Annotated in this window: 14 protein-coding genes; 5 read left to right on the forward strand and 9 right to left on the reverse strand. The window is 41.4% G+C overall.

The genetic code is table 11. The annotated features are described in order from the left end of the window. Positions 1–164: 164 nt before the first annotated feature. Together ADHAQ_RS0121395 and ADHAQ_RS0121400 are read left to right on the forward strand one after the other, a co-directional pair. On the forward strand, positions 165–866 hold the full coding sequence (locus ADHAQ_RS0121395; RefSeq protein WP_034256986.1) for a TIGR04283 family arsenosugar biosynthesis glycosyltransferase: 702 nt from the start codon (positions 165–167) through the stop codon (positions 864–866). 12 nt (positions 867–878) lie between these two features. After that, entirely contained in the window at positions 879–1,940 is a 1,062-nt protein-coding gene (locus ADHAQ_RS0121400; protein ID WP_026464672.1) for a VOC family protein, read from the forward strand. Between the two features lie 7 nt (positions 1,941–1,947). Here ADHAQ_RS0121400 and ADHAQ_RS27435 read toward each other — a convergent pair whose 3' ends face one another. Continuing rightward, entirely contained in the window at positions 1,948–3,105 is a 1,158-nt protein-coding gene (locus ADHAQ_RS27435; protein ID WP_051360083.1) for a lysophospholipid acyltransferase family protein, read from the reverse strand. 84 nt (positions 3,106–3,189) lie between these two features. On the opposite strand from ADHAQ_RS27435, the gene ADHAQ_RS0121410 reads away from it, so the two are divergent. Then, on the forward strand, positions 3,190–3,987 hold the full coding sequence (locus tag ADHAQ_RS0121410) for an SDR family oxidoreductase (RefSeq protein ID WP_026464673.1): 798 nt from the start codon (positions 3,190–3,192) through the stop codon (positions 3,985–3,987). Positions 3,988–3,990: 3 nt separating this feature from the next. On the opposite strand, the gene ADHAQ_RS0121415 is transcribed toward ADHAQ_RS0121410, so the two are convergent. From ADHAQ_RS0121415 to ADHAQ_RS0121450, 8 genes are all read right to left on the reverse strand, one after another. Then, positions 3,991–4,590 carry a TIGR04282 family arsenosugar biosynthesis glycosyltransferase gene (locus ADHAQ_RS0121415; protein WP_026464674.1) on the reverse strand — a complete coding sequence of 200 codons (600 nt, stop codon included), beginning with the start codon at positions 4,588–4,590 and terminating at the stop codon, positions 3,991–3,993. Continuing rightward, positions 4,583–4,996 (reverse strand): rhodanese-like domain-containing protein, encoded by a 414-nt coding sequence (locus tag ADHAQ_RS0121420; protein ID WP_169728027.1) that lies wholly within the window; start codon positions 4,994–4,996, stop codon positions 4,583–4,585. Before ADHAQ_RS0121420 ends, ADHAQ_RS0121415 begins: the two co-directional genes overlap by 8 nt. A 100-nt stretch (positions 4,997–5,096) precedes the next feature. Continuing rightward, on the reverse strand, positions 5,097–6,146 hold the full coding sequence (gene arsS / locus ADHAQ_RS0121425; RefSeq protein ID WP_026464676.1) for an arsenosugar biosynthesis radical SAM (seleno)protein ArsS: 1,050 nt from the start codon (positions 6,144–6,146) through the stop codon (positions 5,097–5,099). A 3-nt stretch (positions 6,147–6,149) separates the two neighbouring features. Continuing rightward, positions 6,150–6,485, reverse strand: coding sequence for an arsenosugar biosynthesis-associated peroxidase-like protein (locus ADHAQ_RS0121430; protein WP_026464677.1), 336 nt, complete (start codon positions 6,483–6,485; stop codon positions 6,150–6,152). Between the two features lie 98 nt (positions 6,486–6,583). Beyond that, a complete protein-coding gene (locus ADHAQ_RS27440) occupies positions 6,584–7,294 on the reverse strand; it encodes a DUF2064 domain-containing protein (RefSeq protein ID WP_051360085.1) in 711 nt (236 codons plus the stop codon). A 126-nt stretch (positions 7,295–7,420) separates the two neighbouring features. Continuing rightward, the gene (locus ADHAQ_RS0121440) at positions 7,421–8,410 is read right to left on the reverse strand and encodes an NAD(P)H-dependent glycerol-3-phosphate dehydrogenase (RefSeq protein WP_026464678.1); all 990 of its coding nucleotides are present in this window, start codon (positions 8,408–8,410) and stop codon (positions 7,421–7,423) included. 29 nt (positions 8,411–8,439) lie between these two features. Continuing rightward, a complete protein-coding gene (locus ADHAQ_RS0121445; RefSeq protein ID WP_026464679.1) occupies positions 8,440–9,810 on the reverse strand; it encodes an efflux RND transporter periplasmic adaptor subunit in 1,371 nt (456 codons plus the stop codon). Between the two features lie 8 nt (positions 9,811–9,818). After that, positions 9,819–11,270, reverse strand: coding sequence for a TolC family protein (locus ADHAQ_RS0121450; protein WP_034257530.1), 1,452 nt, complete (start codon positions 11,268–11,270; stop codon positions 9,819–9,821). A gap of 329 nt (positions 11,271–11,599) precedes the next feature. Between ADHAQ_RS0121450 and ADHAQ_RS0121455 the strand changes: the two genes are divergently transcribed. Continuing rightward, complete coding sequence (locus ADHAQ_RS0121455; protein WP_026464681.1) at positions 11,600–12,562, forward strand: tryptophan 2,3-dioxygenase family protein; 963 nt, start codon at positions 11,600–11,602, stop codon at positions 12,560–12,562. Positions 12,563–12,768: 206 nt separating this feature from the next. Then, the gene (leuS, locus tag ADHAQ_RS0121460) at positions 12,769–15,537 is read left to right on the forward strand and encodes a leucine--tRNA ligase (protein WP_026464682.1); all 2,769 of its coding nucleotides are present in this window, start codon (positions 12,769–12,771) and stop codon (positions 15,535–15,537) included. The last annotated feature ends 24 nt before the right edge of the window (positions 15,538–15,561 follow it).

Genomic DNA, 15,561 nt, shown 5'->3' on the forward strand with positions numbered 1-15,561 from the left:
CCGCCCTTTTAGGATACCTGTTAAAAGGAGGTTTCAGGAATAATTAGCTAACAAATAGGTAAAAGGATTGTTATATTACAAGCGAATTAACTAAAAAAGAAATCCGCTTACCCATAGAAGTACGTAATTAAAACACCATTCAGTTTTTAAAACGAATAATAAGTATGGCCGCCATCAGTATTATTATTCCCACTTATAACGAAGAAGAACACGTTGGAGCATTGGTGCATCATTTGTGGCAGTTTAGCCAGAACCAGGTAGCCGAAATAATAGTAACTGATGGTGGTAGCCAGGATAATACGCTGGCGGCGGCTGAAAAAGCAGGCGCCCGGGCGGTGCTTTCGCCGCGCAAAGGAAGGGCAGCCCAAATGAACTACGGAACCACCCTGGCCACCGGTAATATTTACTACTTTGTGCACGCGGATTCCTGGCCGCCGGCTACTTATGTGCAGGATATTCTGGAGGCCATAGCAGCTGGTTACCAACTGGGTTGCTACCGGTTTAAGTTCCGGTCAGACAAGCTTATGCTCCGGCTAAACTCTTATTGCACCCGTTTCGATCGCATAATGTGCCGGGGTGGCGACCAGTCCTTATTTGTATTAAAAACGGTTTTTGAAGAGTTGGGGTCTTACAAAGACAACTATGTTATTATGGAGGAATATGATTTTATTATTCGGGCCAGAAAAAAATACTCGTTTAAAATCATTCCCAAAGACGTACTGGTATCGGCCCGTAAGTATGATAACAACAGTTATTTGCGCGTTAACTTAGCTAACCTGACCGTATTTTTAATGTTTTATGCCGGTTGCTCTCAGTTGCTGATGCTGAATACCTATAAACGTTTGATTAACCACCCAAAACTTTAACTTACCAGATCTATGGCAAAAATCATTAGTGGTATTCAGCAGATAGGTATTGGTATTCCGGATGTACATGCTGCCTGGAAATGGTACCGTCAGCATTTTGGGATAGATATTCCCATTTTTGAAGAAGCTGCCATAGCTAATTTAATGGTGCCCTATACAGGCGGACACCCGCATAGCCGGCATGCCATTTTAGCTATCAACATTCAGGGAGGCGGCGGTTTCGAAATCTGGCAGTTTACAGAACGTACGCCCCAATCGCCTGCTTTTGAAGTACAGGTGGGCGATTTAGGTATTTATGCTGCTAAAATAAAATGCCGGGACGTTCAGAAGGCTTATCAATTATTCCGGGATAAAAATCTGGAACTTGTAAGCCAAACCAATTCGGTAAATGCAGCCGGAAGTACTTTTTTTGTAAAAGACCCTTATGGCAATTTATTTCAGTTGATAACCTGCTCCGGTTGGTTTAAAGACAATAAGAGTCTGACCGGCGGATTGGCCGGTTGTATGATTGGGGTTTCGGATATAGAAAAATCCAGAAAGCTTTATACAGATATATTAGGTTATGACGAAGCAATTTATGATTGCCAGGGTTATTTCGAAGATTTAGCATCCTTGCCAGGCGGGGAGCACCAGTTCCGCCGGGTTTTGCTTCGGCACAGCCAACCGCGGCAAGGGGGATTCAGCCGGTTACTGGGTCCCAGCGAATTAGAATTAATTCAGGTCCTGGACCGCCCGGCTAAAAAAATATACCACAACCGTTTCTGGGGCGATTTAGGCTTTATTCATTTATGTTATGATATTATTGGTATGCAGGAACTGGAGCAGGAATGCCAGGCGAAAGGCTTTCCTTTTACCATAAACAGCAGCCAGACGTTTGATATGGGCGAAGCGGCCGGGCATTTTGCTTATATTGAAGATCCGGACGGCACCTTGATTGAATTCGTAGAAACTCACAAAATACCTATTCTGAAAAAACTAGGCTGGTACTTAAATATGCGAAAAAGAAATCCGCAAAAAGCTTTGCCGGACTGGATGCTAAAAACCTTAGAGTTTAACAAAGTTCGTGATAATTAAGGAACTCTTATTTCATGGGGTTTAACCGTTGTTTATCTAAATAAAGCAAAGATCCATAACCCATAAAAGGTATTACCAGACTTCCTAAAAATCCGGTTAGGCCCCAGGATGAGGAAAAAAGAATAACCAAAAATAAAAAATAAAGCAAGTAAAAAACCATCCCTAAAGTCATTAAAACGGAAGCGTAAAATTCTATAGTTTTTACTTTCTTGTTGGTTATTACCTGTGCCAGTTTTAATGGCCAAATATTTAATCCATACCCGATCAGGAACAAAACCCGCCAGGCGTAGTGGTAAAGGCTTCTGCATTTTCCTTGGGTGTAGTTATCAATGGATATAGGTTCTTCAAAAAATATTTCTGAATATTCGTTTTCAACCTGAGCTAAAAAACTCTTAACAACTTTCTGCTCCATTTTTAAAAGTAAATTACTCTGGCTGCGCCACTTTTTATTTTTAAATTCCACCTGATTTATTCTTTCTTGTTCCAGGTGTTGCTCCACAGCAACTTCATACCCCTTGGGTAAAATAACCATATTATTAATTAACCTTTGTTCTATTTCTTTATTTAAAGCCACGATAGCTTTGGCTGGATTTGCTCGGTAAATTGGCTGATAGTTGCTTATTTCAATAGGATCAGCTACGCTAACCATTACCTCTTTTCTGAAAGAAGCCGGTAACGTGTAATTTAGCGCTACAGGTATTACCTGTACATTCAGGTTGAAATTATAAGCTTCTGTTGCTCCAAATGCCAATCGGGCAGTACCCTTTTTAAGCGGACGCAGGCGTTTTTCCTGCACACAAATACCTTCTGAAAATATAAGAATGGACCCGTTGTTCTTCAAAATTTCATAACATTGATCAAAGGTATCCTTATTCTTGTGGAGGTTTTCAGCTCCTTCCTGTAACCGATAAATAGGAATCAGGTGCATTTGGTTAAGCAACCATTTTTTCAATGGAGTATTAAATACATCGGAGCGGGCTAAAAAATACAAGGGTTGCTCCAGGGTTACGGCTAGCAACACCGCATCCATAAAGGAATTAGGATGATTACAGGCCAGAATTACTGGTTGATTAACCGGAATTTTTTCAGCTCCCGAAATAAATACTTTCCGGAACCAAACCCGCAGAACCAGCTGCATTAGAACCCGCAAACAGGAATAGAACATAAAATGTTTTCTGAAATATTTACGCTTAATAACTGGAAATTTACTTATATATATTAATTTAAAGCCTTCTTTAATTAGTTGTAAGTGAAAAATTTTCAGAATAAAGTGGTTTGGATTACGGGTGCCTCCTCAGGCATCGGCGAAGCTTTAGCCCACGCTTTTGCCGCAGCCGGAGCCAAACTTATTTTATCAGGCCGGCGTGAAGCAGAACTGCTGCGGGTGAAAAATTCCCTCCCCATACGTCAGGACCATTCACTAATATTACCTTTAGATTTAGAAAAACCAGAAGAATTTCCTGCCCTGGTTCAACAGGCTGTCCTTTATTTTTATCAAATTGATATTGTAGTTCATAATGGTGGAATTAGCCAACGAGCCTTGGTAAAAGATGCCCCTTTAGCATTGGATCAGAAAGTAATGGCCATTAACTATTTTGGCGCAGTAGCCTTAACCAAAGCTATTTTGCCTTACTTTCTGAAACAGAAAAAAGGCCAGTTTGTTGTTATTAGTAGCTTAGTGGGCAAGTTTGGCACGCCTATGCGTTCGGCTTATGCCGCCTCCAAACATGCCTTACATGGCTTCTTTGAATCTTTAAGAGCTGAAGTATATAACCGTAATATTCAAGTTACTATGGTATGCCCCGGGTATATTAGGACTCAAATTTCTTATAATGCTTTAAATGAAAAAGGCGAAAAGCACAACCAGATGGATGCTAATCAGGAACAAGGTATGGCCCCCGAAAAATGTGCCGCCAAAATACTGAAAGCCGTGGCCCGCAAAGAGCAGGAAACTGTTATTGGCGGTAAAGAAACACTGGGGGTTTATTTAAAACGTTTTGCTCCCGGCCTGCTTGAAAAAATTGTCCGGAAAATAATGCCGAAATAAAAATTATCCGGAGACTACATTTAAAGTATGTAGGTCCTTTTCTTCATCAATATCGGTTAAGACCGGTAACAAGCCATAAGCAAGCGCTTTTTCCTGCAGGGTTTCCAGGGTTTCGGGCAGAACGGTAGCCGTGCTCCAGTTCTTATTCTGAAATAGCTCCGGCTGCAGGGAATTCATGCCTAATAAATAATAACCACCATCAGTAGAAGGACCAATTACCACCTCCTTGGTCTGCAATTCTTCAAAGGCCTGATCCAGAATAGACGGCGTTAGTTCATAGCAATCGCTCCCGATGATGCAAATACGGGTATACCCCGCCTGGAACCCTTGTTCAAAAGCATGAAGCATACGGATACCTAAATCAGCACCTTCCTGTACTGTTTTCTGATAAATTTCCTTATCCCAGCTATCCAATTCAGGAATAAAACCAGCATAATAAACTATCTTATCACAGGCTAAATCAGCAGTAATGTTCCGGGTCCGGTCCAGTAATAATTGATAAATTCGAAGAGCTTCTATGTTCCCGACTGTTGCGGCTAAACGCGTTTTTACTTTCCCCAGCTCAGGATTTTTAACAAATATAATTAGTAAATTTTTAGTCATAAACCTTGATACCCTTTAAAAGCCAGGTGCCCCAATAGCGGTTATAGGTATGCACTTTATCTGATTGATTACCGATGGTATCCACTACCGGATATCCCATATTTTTCCAATTTATGATTCCCCCATATAGATTATATACTTTTTTATAACCGGCTGCTTTTATTTGTTCTCCTACCCGCTCACTCCTTACGCCAACTGTACAATAAACTACTACTTTGGCATTTTGGGGCATGACTGGTAAGTTAGCTAAAGAAAACTTTTTATAATCCATGAAACAGGCCCCGGCAATTTGGCTTACCTGGTATTCTTTCGCTGATCGGATATCCAGCAGGAAAACCGAATCGTTGGTGTTGAGCCAGTTAGCTAATTCCGGTGGATGCACCACGGGCACTGTTCCTGTATACAATGTTTTAAGTTGTGCATGGTATAATTTCTGGCTGCATCTATTCAGGGTTATCAGCATAAGTATTAGAAACAGATACCGGAGCATCTTACTATATGTTAAATTAAGTAGTTGTTCCGCCACAACTGGAGCCGGCCCCGGCCGTGCAGCCATAACAATGTTGATTCAGCACAATAGAACGGTTATTTAATGCTGCTTCATTAAATTCGCTAATGTGCTGTGGAGCTATTTTAGCTACTTTTAAATCCAGCATCTGGTTAAAATCACAGTCATACATAAACCCATCCCAGCTAACAGATATAGTATTGCGGCACATAACGTTAGTGGCTGCCACAGGATTAAAAGCATTCACAAGCTTTTCCATGTAGCCATCATAGTTTTTGCTTTCCAATAAGTAATCTAAAAAGCGGCTGATAGGTAAATTGGTTATGGCAAAAAGATTATTAAAATCAATACCAAATCCTTGCTTCAACTTTTGCTTAAATTCTTTTTCCAAACCACCCTGGCTTGCAGGTAAAAAAGCTCCGGAAGGATTATATACCAGATCCAGCACCAGATCACTGCCCTCCTGCCCGTAGCCTACAGCATTTAACATCTTCAAAGCTTTTACTGAATCCTCAAAAACCCCATCACCGCGCTGGGCATTGGTGCGGGCAGCCGAAAAATAAGGCAAAGAAGAAATTACGTGCACCTTATGCGCTTTAAAAAACTCCGGCAGGTCGTAGTACTTTTTATTGGCCACTATTATAGTCAGGTTGCAGCGAACAATAATTTCCCGTCCCAGTTTGCTTATTTCTTCTACAAACCACCGAAAATCCGGATTCATTTCGGGTGCACCACCGGTAAGATCCACTGTTTTAACATTGGTCAACGCCAGTGCGTCCAGGCATTGCTGCATGGTTGCGCGGGTCATAATTTCTTTTCGGTCTGGCCCGGCATCTACGTGGCAATGCTTGCAAACCTGATTACACATTTTACCAACATTAACCTGGAAAATTTCCAATTGTGTTGGTTTTAGCGGAAACAGATTAATATCCCGTAGTTTCTGGGTAAAAGCAGGGAACTGAATTCCCTGCTGCGTTGCCTTATTTAAAACTTCTAACTGGATCAGCGTATCCGCTAATTCGTGATTTTTTCTTTTTAAGGATTGCATGAACTACATTACAATTTCTTTTACTTTATTCATCATTTGTACCCCATGTACCAGCGAGGCTCCACCTCTGATAGCTGCTGCTACGTGAATAGCTTCCATCATCTGGCCTTCGGTAGATCCTTTTTCCAATGAATCTACGGTATAGGCATCAATACAATAAGGGCATTGAACGGTATGTGCCACGGCCAGTGCAATTAAAGATTTTTCACGGGCAGTAAGCTCGCCTTCGGCAAACACCTCGCCGTAATAGCTAAAAAATTTTTCTGCCAGATTGGGAGAAAATTCACCTATTTTACCAAATTTCTTTAAATCTTCAGGATTGTAATATGTATTGCTCATGATGGTATATATTATATAATTTGAGTAAATAAAAACTTAATACCTACTACCATATCTAGTAGAGGATCAATAAAATAACAATAAAATAAAATTTAAGACTAAAAATGGTACTGAACCGGGGGACCCCGAAAAAAGAAGACAGTGTGAATCAACTGCGGGTTATAGAAAAATGGAACACGAACAGGCTTAATTAAAACTGCCAACAGGCAGGAAAGAACCCGGTGCAACTGCGAACTAAAAAATTTCCGGTTAAAGGCTACCTTTAATTCCTGTTTTGTATTTATATTATGGTATACGCTTAAAGTTGCCTGACTTAAATTTAATTGTGCAAGAAAGGCTTTACAATCTTTATAAACCTGGGAAGTTTGCCACCGAACCTGATCAAAAGATTTAATTTTAGAGAAGGCTTCTTTGGTTAACCCCAGCAGGTAAATTCCGCCCGAAGTATCCGGCCCCAACACCACCTCATTATTTTGCAGTAACTGTTCTGATTTTAAAAGGTCTGGCGCTTTAAGCTCCGGACAATCATTGCCTACCACAATAACCCGGTTATACCCTTGAGCAAAAATACTGGCAAAAGCCTGGTACAGGCGTTCGCCAAAGCTATTTCCTTTTTGTTCCGGAGTGGCAATTACAAAATAAGGTAAATGTGTTTTTGCAAAGGCCCTTTTTTTTTCTGCTATAAACTCCTCAAAAACCTTAATTTGCATTCCGTACCCCTCCCAATGGAGTAAAGGCTTGATAGCCACTTCTTCGGCAGAAGTGCGCGTAAACAAAACCAGGGCAGTATGGAGTTTTGGCCGAAACAAGCGTTACCTTTTAGAAAGTAATATAACAGTATGTTCTGTTACTTGTTTATATACGGCAAAAAAAGTTTATTCGGATTGAAACCGGAGGCTATTTGTTTCCTCTGCATCATTTCTGGTGTTCTGGTGTTACTTAAACTTTTCCTTTAAAATCTGAATTTCTACTGCCGGCGATACCTTCTCGTATAATATGCGATAAACGGCTTCTGTGATGGGCATTTCCAGTTGTAACTTCTTATTCATTTCGTGGATGCTTTCCACCGCATAATATCCTTCGGCTACCATGTTCATTTCGAACTGGGCCGATTTAACAGTGTATCCCCGACCAATCATATTGCCAAAGGTGCGGTTTCGGCTAAACTGAGAATAAGCCGTTACCAATAAATCTCCTAAGTAAGCCGAGCCACTTAAGTCACGAGGTACTGGCATGATGGCGTGCAGAAAAGTATTTATTTCGTGCATGGCATTAGAAACCAAAACCGCCTGAAAATTATCGCCATACCCTAAACCGTGGCAAATACCGCATGCCAGGGCAATGATATTTTTCATTACCGCACAATACTCTATTCCTTCAATATCATCTAAAGGCGAGGCTTTTACATAGCGATTGCGCAATAACCGGCAAAATTGCTCGGCATGCTCTAAATCACAGGAGCCAATAGTCAGGTAAGATTGTTTTTCCAGGGCAACTTCTTCGGCGTGGCAAGGACCTGCAATAACGCATTGGTGGGTAGAGGGCACGTTAAAGGTTTGCTCCAGGTAATCGGTAACCAGGATATTCTGATGCGGGATCATACCTTTGATGGCGGATACCAAAATCTTATCCTCGAACGTGCAATTAGCTAAGGGTACTAAAGCAGTATGCAAAAAAGCAGCTGGTACAGCCAGAATTATCCATTTAGCTTCTTTAATACAATGGATCAGATCAGTTGCAGGATGCACATAAGTTAAATCAAATGTAACCCCGCTAATGTACCGGGGATTGTGCTGGTAATGCAACAAATGCTGCACATCCTCCGGGTTTCTGAGCCACCAATTTACCTGTACTTTATTTTCTGATAAAATTTTAACCAGAGCAGTAGCCCAACTGCCCCCACCTATAACTGCTACGCGTTCCAACAGATTACTTATGCTTTATATAAATGAAATTATTTATTTTCTTCCTTGTTTTCCGACTGCGCTAATGCGGCCTCATCTTTAATAATAATGCTATCACCATCCTTGAGCTGTTGCGAAACCGCCCGAAACGGACCCGAAATTACTTCTTCCCCTTCTTTTAAACCATTTAAAATTTCAATATTATCAAAATCGCTAATGCCGGTTTTTACTTTTCTGGCTAAAACTTTCCCTTTTTGGTGCACAAATACTATTTCTTCTACTTCTTCTTTTTTGCCGGGCGCTGCATTATTGGCTCCAATAGCCTTGTTCTGGTTAGTTTTAGTTGCTGTAGTGGTACTGCGGGTAGTTACGGCCGAAAGCGGAACCGAAAGCGTTTTATTTTTACGGTCCGTAATAATGTCCACCGAAGCCGTCATGCCTGGACGAAAGGGCGTAATGCTACCTTTTTGTTTTACCAGGTGTTTAAAGGAGTCGTTCAGCAACCGAATCCTTACCTCAAACTCCGTTACTGCTTCCAGGGAAACTGCATCGTTGGCGGTATTGGCTATTTGTGTTACAATACCTTTAAATTTTTCATCCTTGCCGGAATAAGAGTCTACTTCCACAATGGCCGAATCGCCCACATTTATCCGGATAATATCGTTTTCATTTACATTTACCCGCACCTCCATGGTATTTAAATTGGCAATCCGTAAGAGCTCTGTACCTGCCATTTGCGAAGTTCCCACAACCCGTTCTCCTTTTTCTACGCTTAATTTAGATATAGTACCATTTACGGGCGCATACAAAGTTGTTTTCCGCAGGTTTTTCTGGGACTCGCCCAAACTGGCTAAAGCATTTTGTAAATTATACTCCGCTGCCCGTAAGCGTTGGCGCGAAGCTTCTATTTCTTGCAGGCTTACTTCATAAGCGGCTTTACTGGCTTCATAGTCAGCCGGTGATATTACCTTCTGGTTAAACAATTCGGTGTTGCGGCGGTAGGTTAACTGAGTTTGCTGGCTGTTGGCATGGGTCTGAGCTAATTGCGCCCGGGCCTGGGCTAAATTGGCCCGTTGCGAACTTACCTGAGCCTGTTGCATTTCTACCACCGATTGGTAATTATCAGCCCGGATGCGTAATAACAATTGCCCTTTAATTACAGAGTCCCCTTCCTCCACATATAAATCGGTGATTTCACCCGGAACATCCGGACTTATCCGAACCTCTGTTTCAGGTTGGATCTTGCCGGAGGCACTTACTTTTTCAATAATTTCGGTGTATTGTGCCGGAGCTACCGTCACATCAATACTTTTATCCTGACCAATCCAGCCTTGTGTTTTGGCAATAACAATACCAAAAGCAAGCACAATAAAAAGAGCCCCTACAATATATAATTGGCGGTTTTGATTTTTTTTGACCATAGCGGGGATTATAGCGACAGGGGTTTATCCTGGTAAAAATCTAAAATTTTGAGTTTAAACGTGTATTCGTATTTAGCCTGAATTAAATCGGACTGCGCTTTCAGAAAATTATTGCGGGCTACATTAAAATCCGTTGGGTTTATTAAGCCATTACTAAACCTGATTTCGGCACTCCGGAATGATTGCTGGAAAGCTTCTAACTGACGACGGGTAGCGGCAAACCTTTTTTGGGCCGCAGTAGCATCGGCGTAAGCCTGCTGAATATTTCTGCGCAATTGGTTCCGAACAATTTCGGTATTCAGCACCGCACTTTTATGGTTTATTACCGAGCGGGTTACATTATTGCGTACCTGAAAGCCATTTAGAATAGGAACACTTAAATTTAAGGTTATCGTTCGGCCCAGGTTATTCCGAAACTGATCCCAGTAAGGATAATCCAATTCCTGTTGTGTTGGGTTCATTCCCTGTAAATAAACCGGCATGCTTCGGTCGTTATTTACATAACCCGAAATAATGGTAACCGGGGTTTGAATAACCTCATATCTTTTGGCAGCGGTAGAATAGTTGGTGGCCAACGTACTCCCTAAACTAAGTCTTGGATAATAAGCTCCCCGGGAAATATCTATTCCTCTTAAAGCACTCCGGACCCTGATTTCGGCAGCTTTCACCTGGGGCATTTTTTGTTGGGCCACATCAAAAACCGTATTAGCATCAAAAACAATTACATCCTGATCCGGATCTTTAATCTCGGGTTTCACAACTTCAAAATCCCTGATATCTTTTAAATCTAATAGCTGTATTAAAGTTAATTCAGCTAAGTCTTTTTGGTTTTGGGCATTTATAATGGCTAACTCATCTGTGGCTACCTGGGCATTTATTTCCAGAACATTATTTTCAGCTACACTACCCGCTCTAAACAGCTTTTGGGTCCTTTCGGCCTGAGACTGGGAACTGGCAAGCTGCACATTAGCCCGTTGTAATAATTCTTCGCTTAATAAAATCTGCAAATACGCTGATACGAGGTTCAAGATCATATCATTCCTGGCCTGATCAATATCTGCCAGGGCGGCTTCATTATCTAACCGGTTGCGCTTTATATTATTTTGTAATTGTAGGCCATTAAACAGGGTAATATTTCCGTTAACAGATGTATTACTAACCTGTATTTCTTTATCAACAAATATATTTTCGGTTGGATTTATAGATCGGCCAAAACTAAAACCGTAATAGGTAGACCCATTAAGAGCAGGCAATAAATTACTTTTAGCCTGGTTTATATTAACTTTAGCTAACTGGGCATTTAGTTCTGCCTGCTTTATCTGGAGATTATTTTTCAGCGCATAATCAATACACTCCTGCAAAGTCCAGGTTGTTTTTACAGATTGAGCCCGGGAAGATTCGCATAACCCAATGCTAAAAAATAAAGCTATCCCCAGCCATAACTTCTTGGAAAGTAACATCAACGATTTACGAATAAAATAAAAGTACCAGCACCGGAAGTAGTAATATTCCAAACAGGGAACCTCTGATTTTACCTGCCGCAATTCTTAAAACTACTAGACCCTACTAACTACAATATTCTGAAATTAAAATGTAATAAGTAAGCTCCACCGGAAATATTTAAACGAAATACCTCGCATTTCTTAAAATTATTAAAAACTCAAAGTCCTTATAATGGGTAATAATAAAATTGCGGCTAAATCAGAACTTGGTCCGCTTTAATAGCAATTAATAAGTTTTAGTTATTAAGTTTACGCCCCAAATACAAGCAAAACCATATACTTAGGAAATGGAGCAGGAATTTAACCCTGAAGTACTGGAACAGCTCCGGCGATTAAAAGAAAAGTATGCAGCCCTTGGTCAGGATTTAGCCGCTTACCTGGAAGGTTTGTACCATGCAGATTTCACCAATTACTGGGATTATATTCACCTGGATACTTTGCTTAGTCTGCAAACACCGCGCACTAACTTTCCGGATGAAAAGATATTTATTATATACCACCAGATAACCGAATTGTATTTTAAGCTTTGCTTAAATGAATATGAGATGATTGGTAATGATCCGCATATAACATTATCTATGCTTCTCATGCGGATTAAACGCATCAACCGTTATTTTGAGAATCTGATAGATTCTTTTGATGTGATGGTAGATGGTATGGATCCAAAACAGTTCCTGCAGTTCCGGATGGCCCTTATGCCGGCCAGTGGTTTCCAATCGGTTCAATTCCGGATGATTGAAATATGCTCCACCGATTTACGCAACCTGACCGATCAGGAAAAAAGAAAAACGTTGGGCTTAGAAATAACCCACGATGAAATGATGGGTTGCATTTACTGGAAAGCCGGTGCCACCGAAATTGAAACCGGGACCAAAACCTTAACCCTGCTTCAGTTCGAGCATAAGTACACCGATTTTCTGATAAAGCACGCCCAGGAGTTTAAGGATAAGAATGTTTGGTTGATGGTTAAACGTTTACCCGAACATGACCAAAATAACCCTAAGCTTATCAGGCAATTAAAAGAACTTGACAGCAACGTTAATGTAAACTGGCCCTTAATGCATTATAAGTCGGCGGTGCGGTATTTACAAAATGAACAAGGTACTTTGGCGGCCACCGGCGGTACCAATTGGCGACAATATTTACCTCCTAAATTTCAGAAAAGAATCTTTTTCCCGGAAATATGGTCTGAAAAAGAATTAGAGGAATGGGGAAAAGGCTGGGTGGAAAAGGTCCTGGAAGATTTATAATCACACCTAATCCAATCATTATCTAATTTTATGGCTTTATTTAAACTGATAGGCTTTTCGTTTATTTTTTAAAAACGAAAAGCCTTTTTGGTTGAAAATATCTTTAATATTCTCTTATATTGCAGGATTAAATAAAACTAGCCACAGGTCAGTACAGGAAAATACTGACCTGTTCTAACCAAAAGGCTTTTATAAAAAAGTACAGCATGTCAGAATACAACTTCAGCGTAATTGAAAAAAAGTGGCAGCAATATTGGGCTGACAACCAAACCTTTAAAACAACTACTAACCAATCTAAACCTAAATTTTATGCCCTGGATATGTTTCCGTATCCATCCGGTGCTGGTTTACACGTTGGTCACCCGCTAGGCTATATTGCCTCCGATATTGTGGCCCGTTATAAAAGGTTACGAGGGTTTAATGTATTGCACCCAATGGGTTTTGATGCCTTTGGTTTACCTGCTGAACAGTATGCTATTCAGACCGGCCAACACCCGGCCATTACGACCAAACAAAATATTGCCCGCTACATAGAGCAATTAGGTAGTCTTGGTTTTTCATACGACTGGAGCCGTGAAGTACGTACTTCTGACCCGGAATATTATAAATGGACCCAATGGATTTTTATCCAGTTATTTAACTCCTGGTATAATCAAGAAAGCAATAAAGCAGAACCTGTTTCTACCCTTATTGCCAAATTTGAAGCAAATGGCTCGGCCCAAGTAAAAGCTGCTTGCGACGAGGACGAGATTACCCGTTTTACGGCAGAGGAATGGAAAAGCTTTAGTGAAAAACAGCAATCTGATATCCTGTTACAGTACCGTCTGGCCTTTTTATCAGAGGCAACCGTAAACTGGTGCCCGGCTTTGGGTACTGTTTTGGCTAACGACGAAGTAAAAGATGGCGTTTCGGAACGAGGTGGTTACCCGGTAGAGCGCAAAAAAATGCAGCAATGGAGCTTACGGATTACAGCCTATGCGGAGCGCTTATTAAACGATATTGAAACAGTAGACTGGTCCGAAGCTATTAAGGAGATGCAGCGGAACTGGATTGGAAAATCCATGGGAGCTGAAGTTAGCTTTAAAGTAAAAGATTCGGAACGCAGTTTAAAAGTATTTACCACCCGCATCGATACGCTTTATGGCGTAACTTACTTAGCCATTGCCCCGGAGCACGAATGGGTACCCGAGCTGACCACTACCGGCCAAAGAGCTACCGTTGAAGAATATGTAAGTACGGCAAAAAATCGCTCGGAACGTGACCGGATGAGCGATGTAAAAACCATTAGTGGTGCCTTTACCGGTTCATATGTAATTAATCCGCTTAGCGGCGAAGAAATTCCGATTTGGGTAGCCGATTATGTATTAGCCGGCTATGGCACGGGAGTGGTTATGGCTGTACCAGCCAGCGATATCCGCGACTTCAACTTTGCCAATCACTTTAACTTACCTATTGTTTCCGTAATTGAAGGTACCAGCACTGACGAAGTGTACGAAGCCAAAGAAGGCAAAATGATAAATTCCGGGTTCCTGAATGGTCTGGAAGTTAAGGATGCCATGAAAGCGGCCATTGCCAGAATAGAAGAAATGGGTATTGGAAAAGGCAAAATTATGTACCGCATGCGCGATGCTATTTTTGGCCGGCAACGGTACTGGGGCGAACCAATTCCTATTTATTATAAAGATGGCGTGCCTAATGCCCTACCTGAATCTGAGTTACCGCTGGTTTTGCCGGAAATTGATGCTTACCTGCCAACTGAAACCGGTGAGCCGCCGTTGGGCCGCGCCACCGAATGGAAATACCAAAACCAATATGCTTATGAATTAAGTACCATGCCGGGTTGGGCGGGCTCTAGCTGGTACTACCTCCGGTACATGTCGCCGGAAAATACGGAGCGCTTTGTTACCGCGGAAGACGAACAATACTGGAAAGATGTAGATTTATACATTGGCGGTTCCGAGCACGCAACCGGTCACTTATTGTATTCCCGTTTCTGGTATAAGTTTCTTTTTGATTTAGGCTTGGTATCAAATGCAGAACCGTTCCACAAACTGGTAAACCAGGGCATGATTCAGGGACGGTCTAATTTTGTTTACCGCATTAACGGCACCAATAAATATGTGTCGCACGGCCTACGCGAGCAATATGACGTAACGCCGTTGCACGTAGATGTGAACATTGTAGAGAACGATGTACTGGACGTGGAGGCCTTTAAAACCTGGCGTCAGGAAAATGCAGAGGCCGAGTTTGTGTTAGAAGATGGGAAATACATTTGTGGCGTAGAGATCGAAAAGATGTCTAAGTCCAAATATAATGTGGTTAACCCAGACGATATTATTCACCGCGTTGGTGCCGATACCTTACGGATGTACGAAATGTTCCTAGGCCCTTTAGAGCAATTTAAACCCTGGAACACCAATGGCATAGACGGTGTACATAAATTCCTGAAACGTTTCTGGAAATTATTCTTTGACAACAACGGCAACCTGGTTCTTTCGGATGAAGCACCTACCCCTGCCGAATTAAAGACTTTGCACAAGACTATTAAAAAGGTAGAAGAAGATTTAGACCGGTTATCGTTTAATACTTCTGTAAGTACCTTCATGATTGCCGTAAATGAGCTAACCACGCTGAAGTGTAATAAAAAGGCTATTCTGGAACCGTTAACCATTATTCTGGCTCCTTATGCACCGCATATTACAGAAGAGTTGTGGCAGGTATTGGGGCACCAGGAAAGCATTACCTACGCAGCCTTCCCGGCTTGGAAAGAAGAATATTTAACCGAAAGCACGTTTGAATATCCGGTTTCAGTAAATGGTAAAATGAGGGGTAAAATCACCTTCCCAACGGATAAACCAAAAGAAGAAATAGAAAAAGAAGTTCTCTCTTCCGGCGTTATCGATAAATATTTAGAAGGCAAAACACCAAAGAAAATTATTGTGGTGCCTAATAAAATTGTAAACGTAGTAGTTTAATACGGCCTTGCCTGAATACACAAA

It is taken from the genome of Adhaeribacter aquaticus DSM 16391 (assembly GCF_000473365.1).
Taxonomy (GTDB): Bacteria; Bacteroidota; Bacteroidia; order Cytophagales; family Hymenobacteraceae; genus Adhaeribacter; species Adhaeribacter aquaticus.

Excerpts from the sequence above, each read along its gene's own strand:
- ADHAQ_RS0121395 (WP_034256986.1), top strand. The coding sequence starts at position 165 with ATGGCCGCCATCAGTATTATTATTCCCACTTATAACGAAGAAGAACAC.
- ADHAQ_RS0121400 (WP_026464672.1), top strand. The coding sequence starts at position 879 with ATGGCAAAAATCATTAGTGGTATTCAGCAGATAGGTATTGGTATTCCG.
- ADHAQ_RS27435 (WP_051360083.1), bottom strand. The coding sequence starts at position 3,105 with ATGTTCTATTCCTGTTTGCGGGTTCTAATGCAGCTGGTTCTGCGGGTT.
- ADHAQ_RS0121415 (WP_026464674.1), bottom strand. The coding sequence starts at position 4,590 with ATGACTAAAAATTTACTAATTATATTTGTTAAAAATCCTGAGCTGGGG.
- arsS (WP_026464676.1), bottom strand. The coding sequence starts at position 6,146 with ATGCAATCCTTAAAAAGAAAAAATCACGAATTAGCGGATACGCTGATC.
- ADHAQ_RS0121430 (WP_026464677.1), bottom strand. The coding sequence starts at position 6,485 with ATGAGCAATACATATTACAATCCTGAAGATTTAAAGAAATTTGGTAAA.
- ADHAQ_RS0121445 (WP_026464679.1), bottom strand. The coding sequence starts at position 9,810 with ATGGTCAAAAAAAATCAAAACCGCCAATTATATATTGTAGGGGCTCTT.
- ADHAQ_RS0121450 (WP_034257530.1), bottom strand. The coding sequence starts at position 11,270 with ATGTTACTTTCCAAGAAGTTATGGCTGGGGATAGCTTTATTTTTTAGC.
- ADHAQ_RS0121455 (WP_026464681.1), top strand. The coding sequence starts at position 11,600 with ATGGAGCAGGAATTTAACCCTGAAGTACTGGAACAGCTCCGGCGATTA.
- leuS (WP_026464682.1), top strand. The coding sequence starts at position 12,769 with ATGTCAGAATACAACTTCAGCGTAATTGAAAAAAAGTGGCAGCAATAT.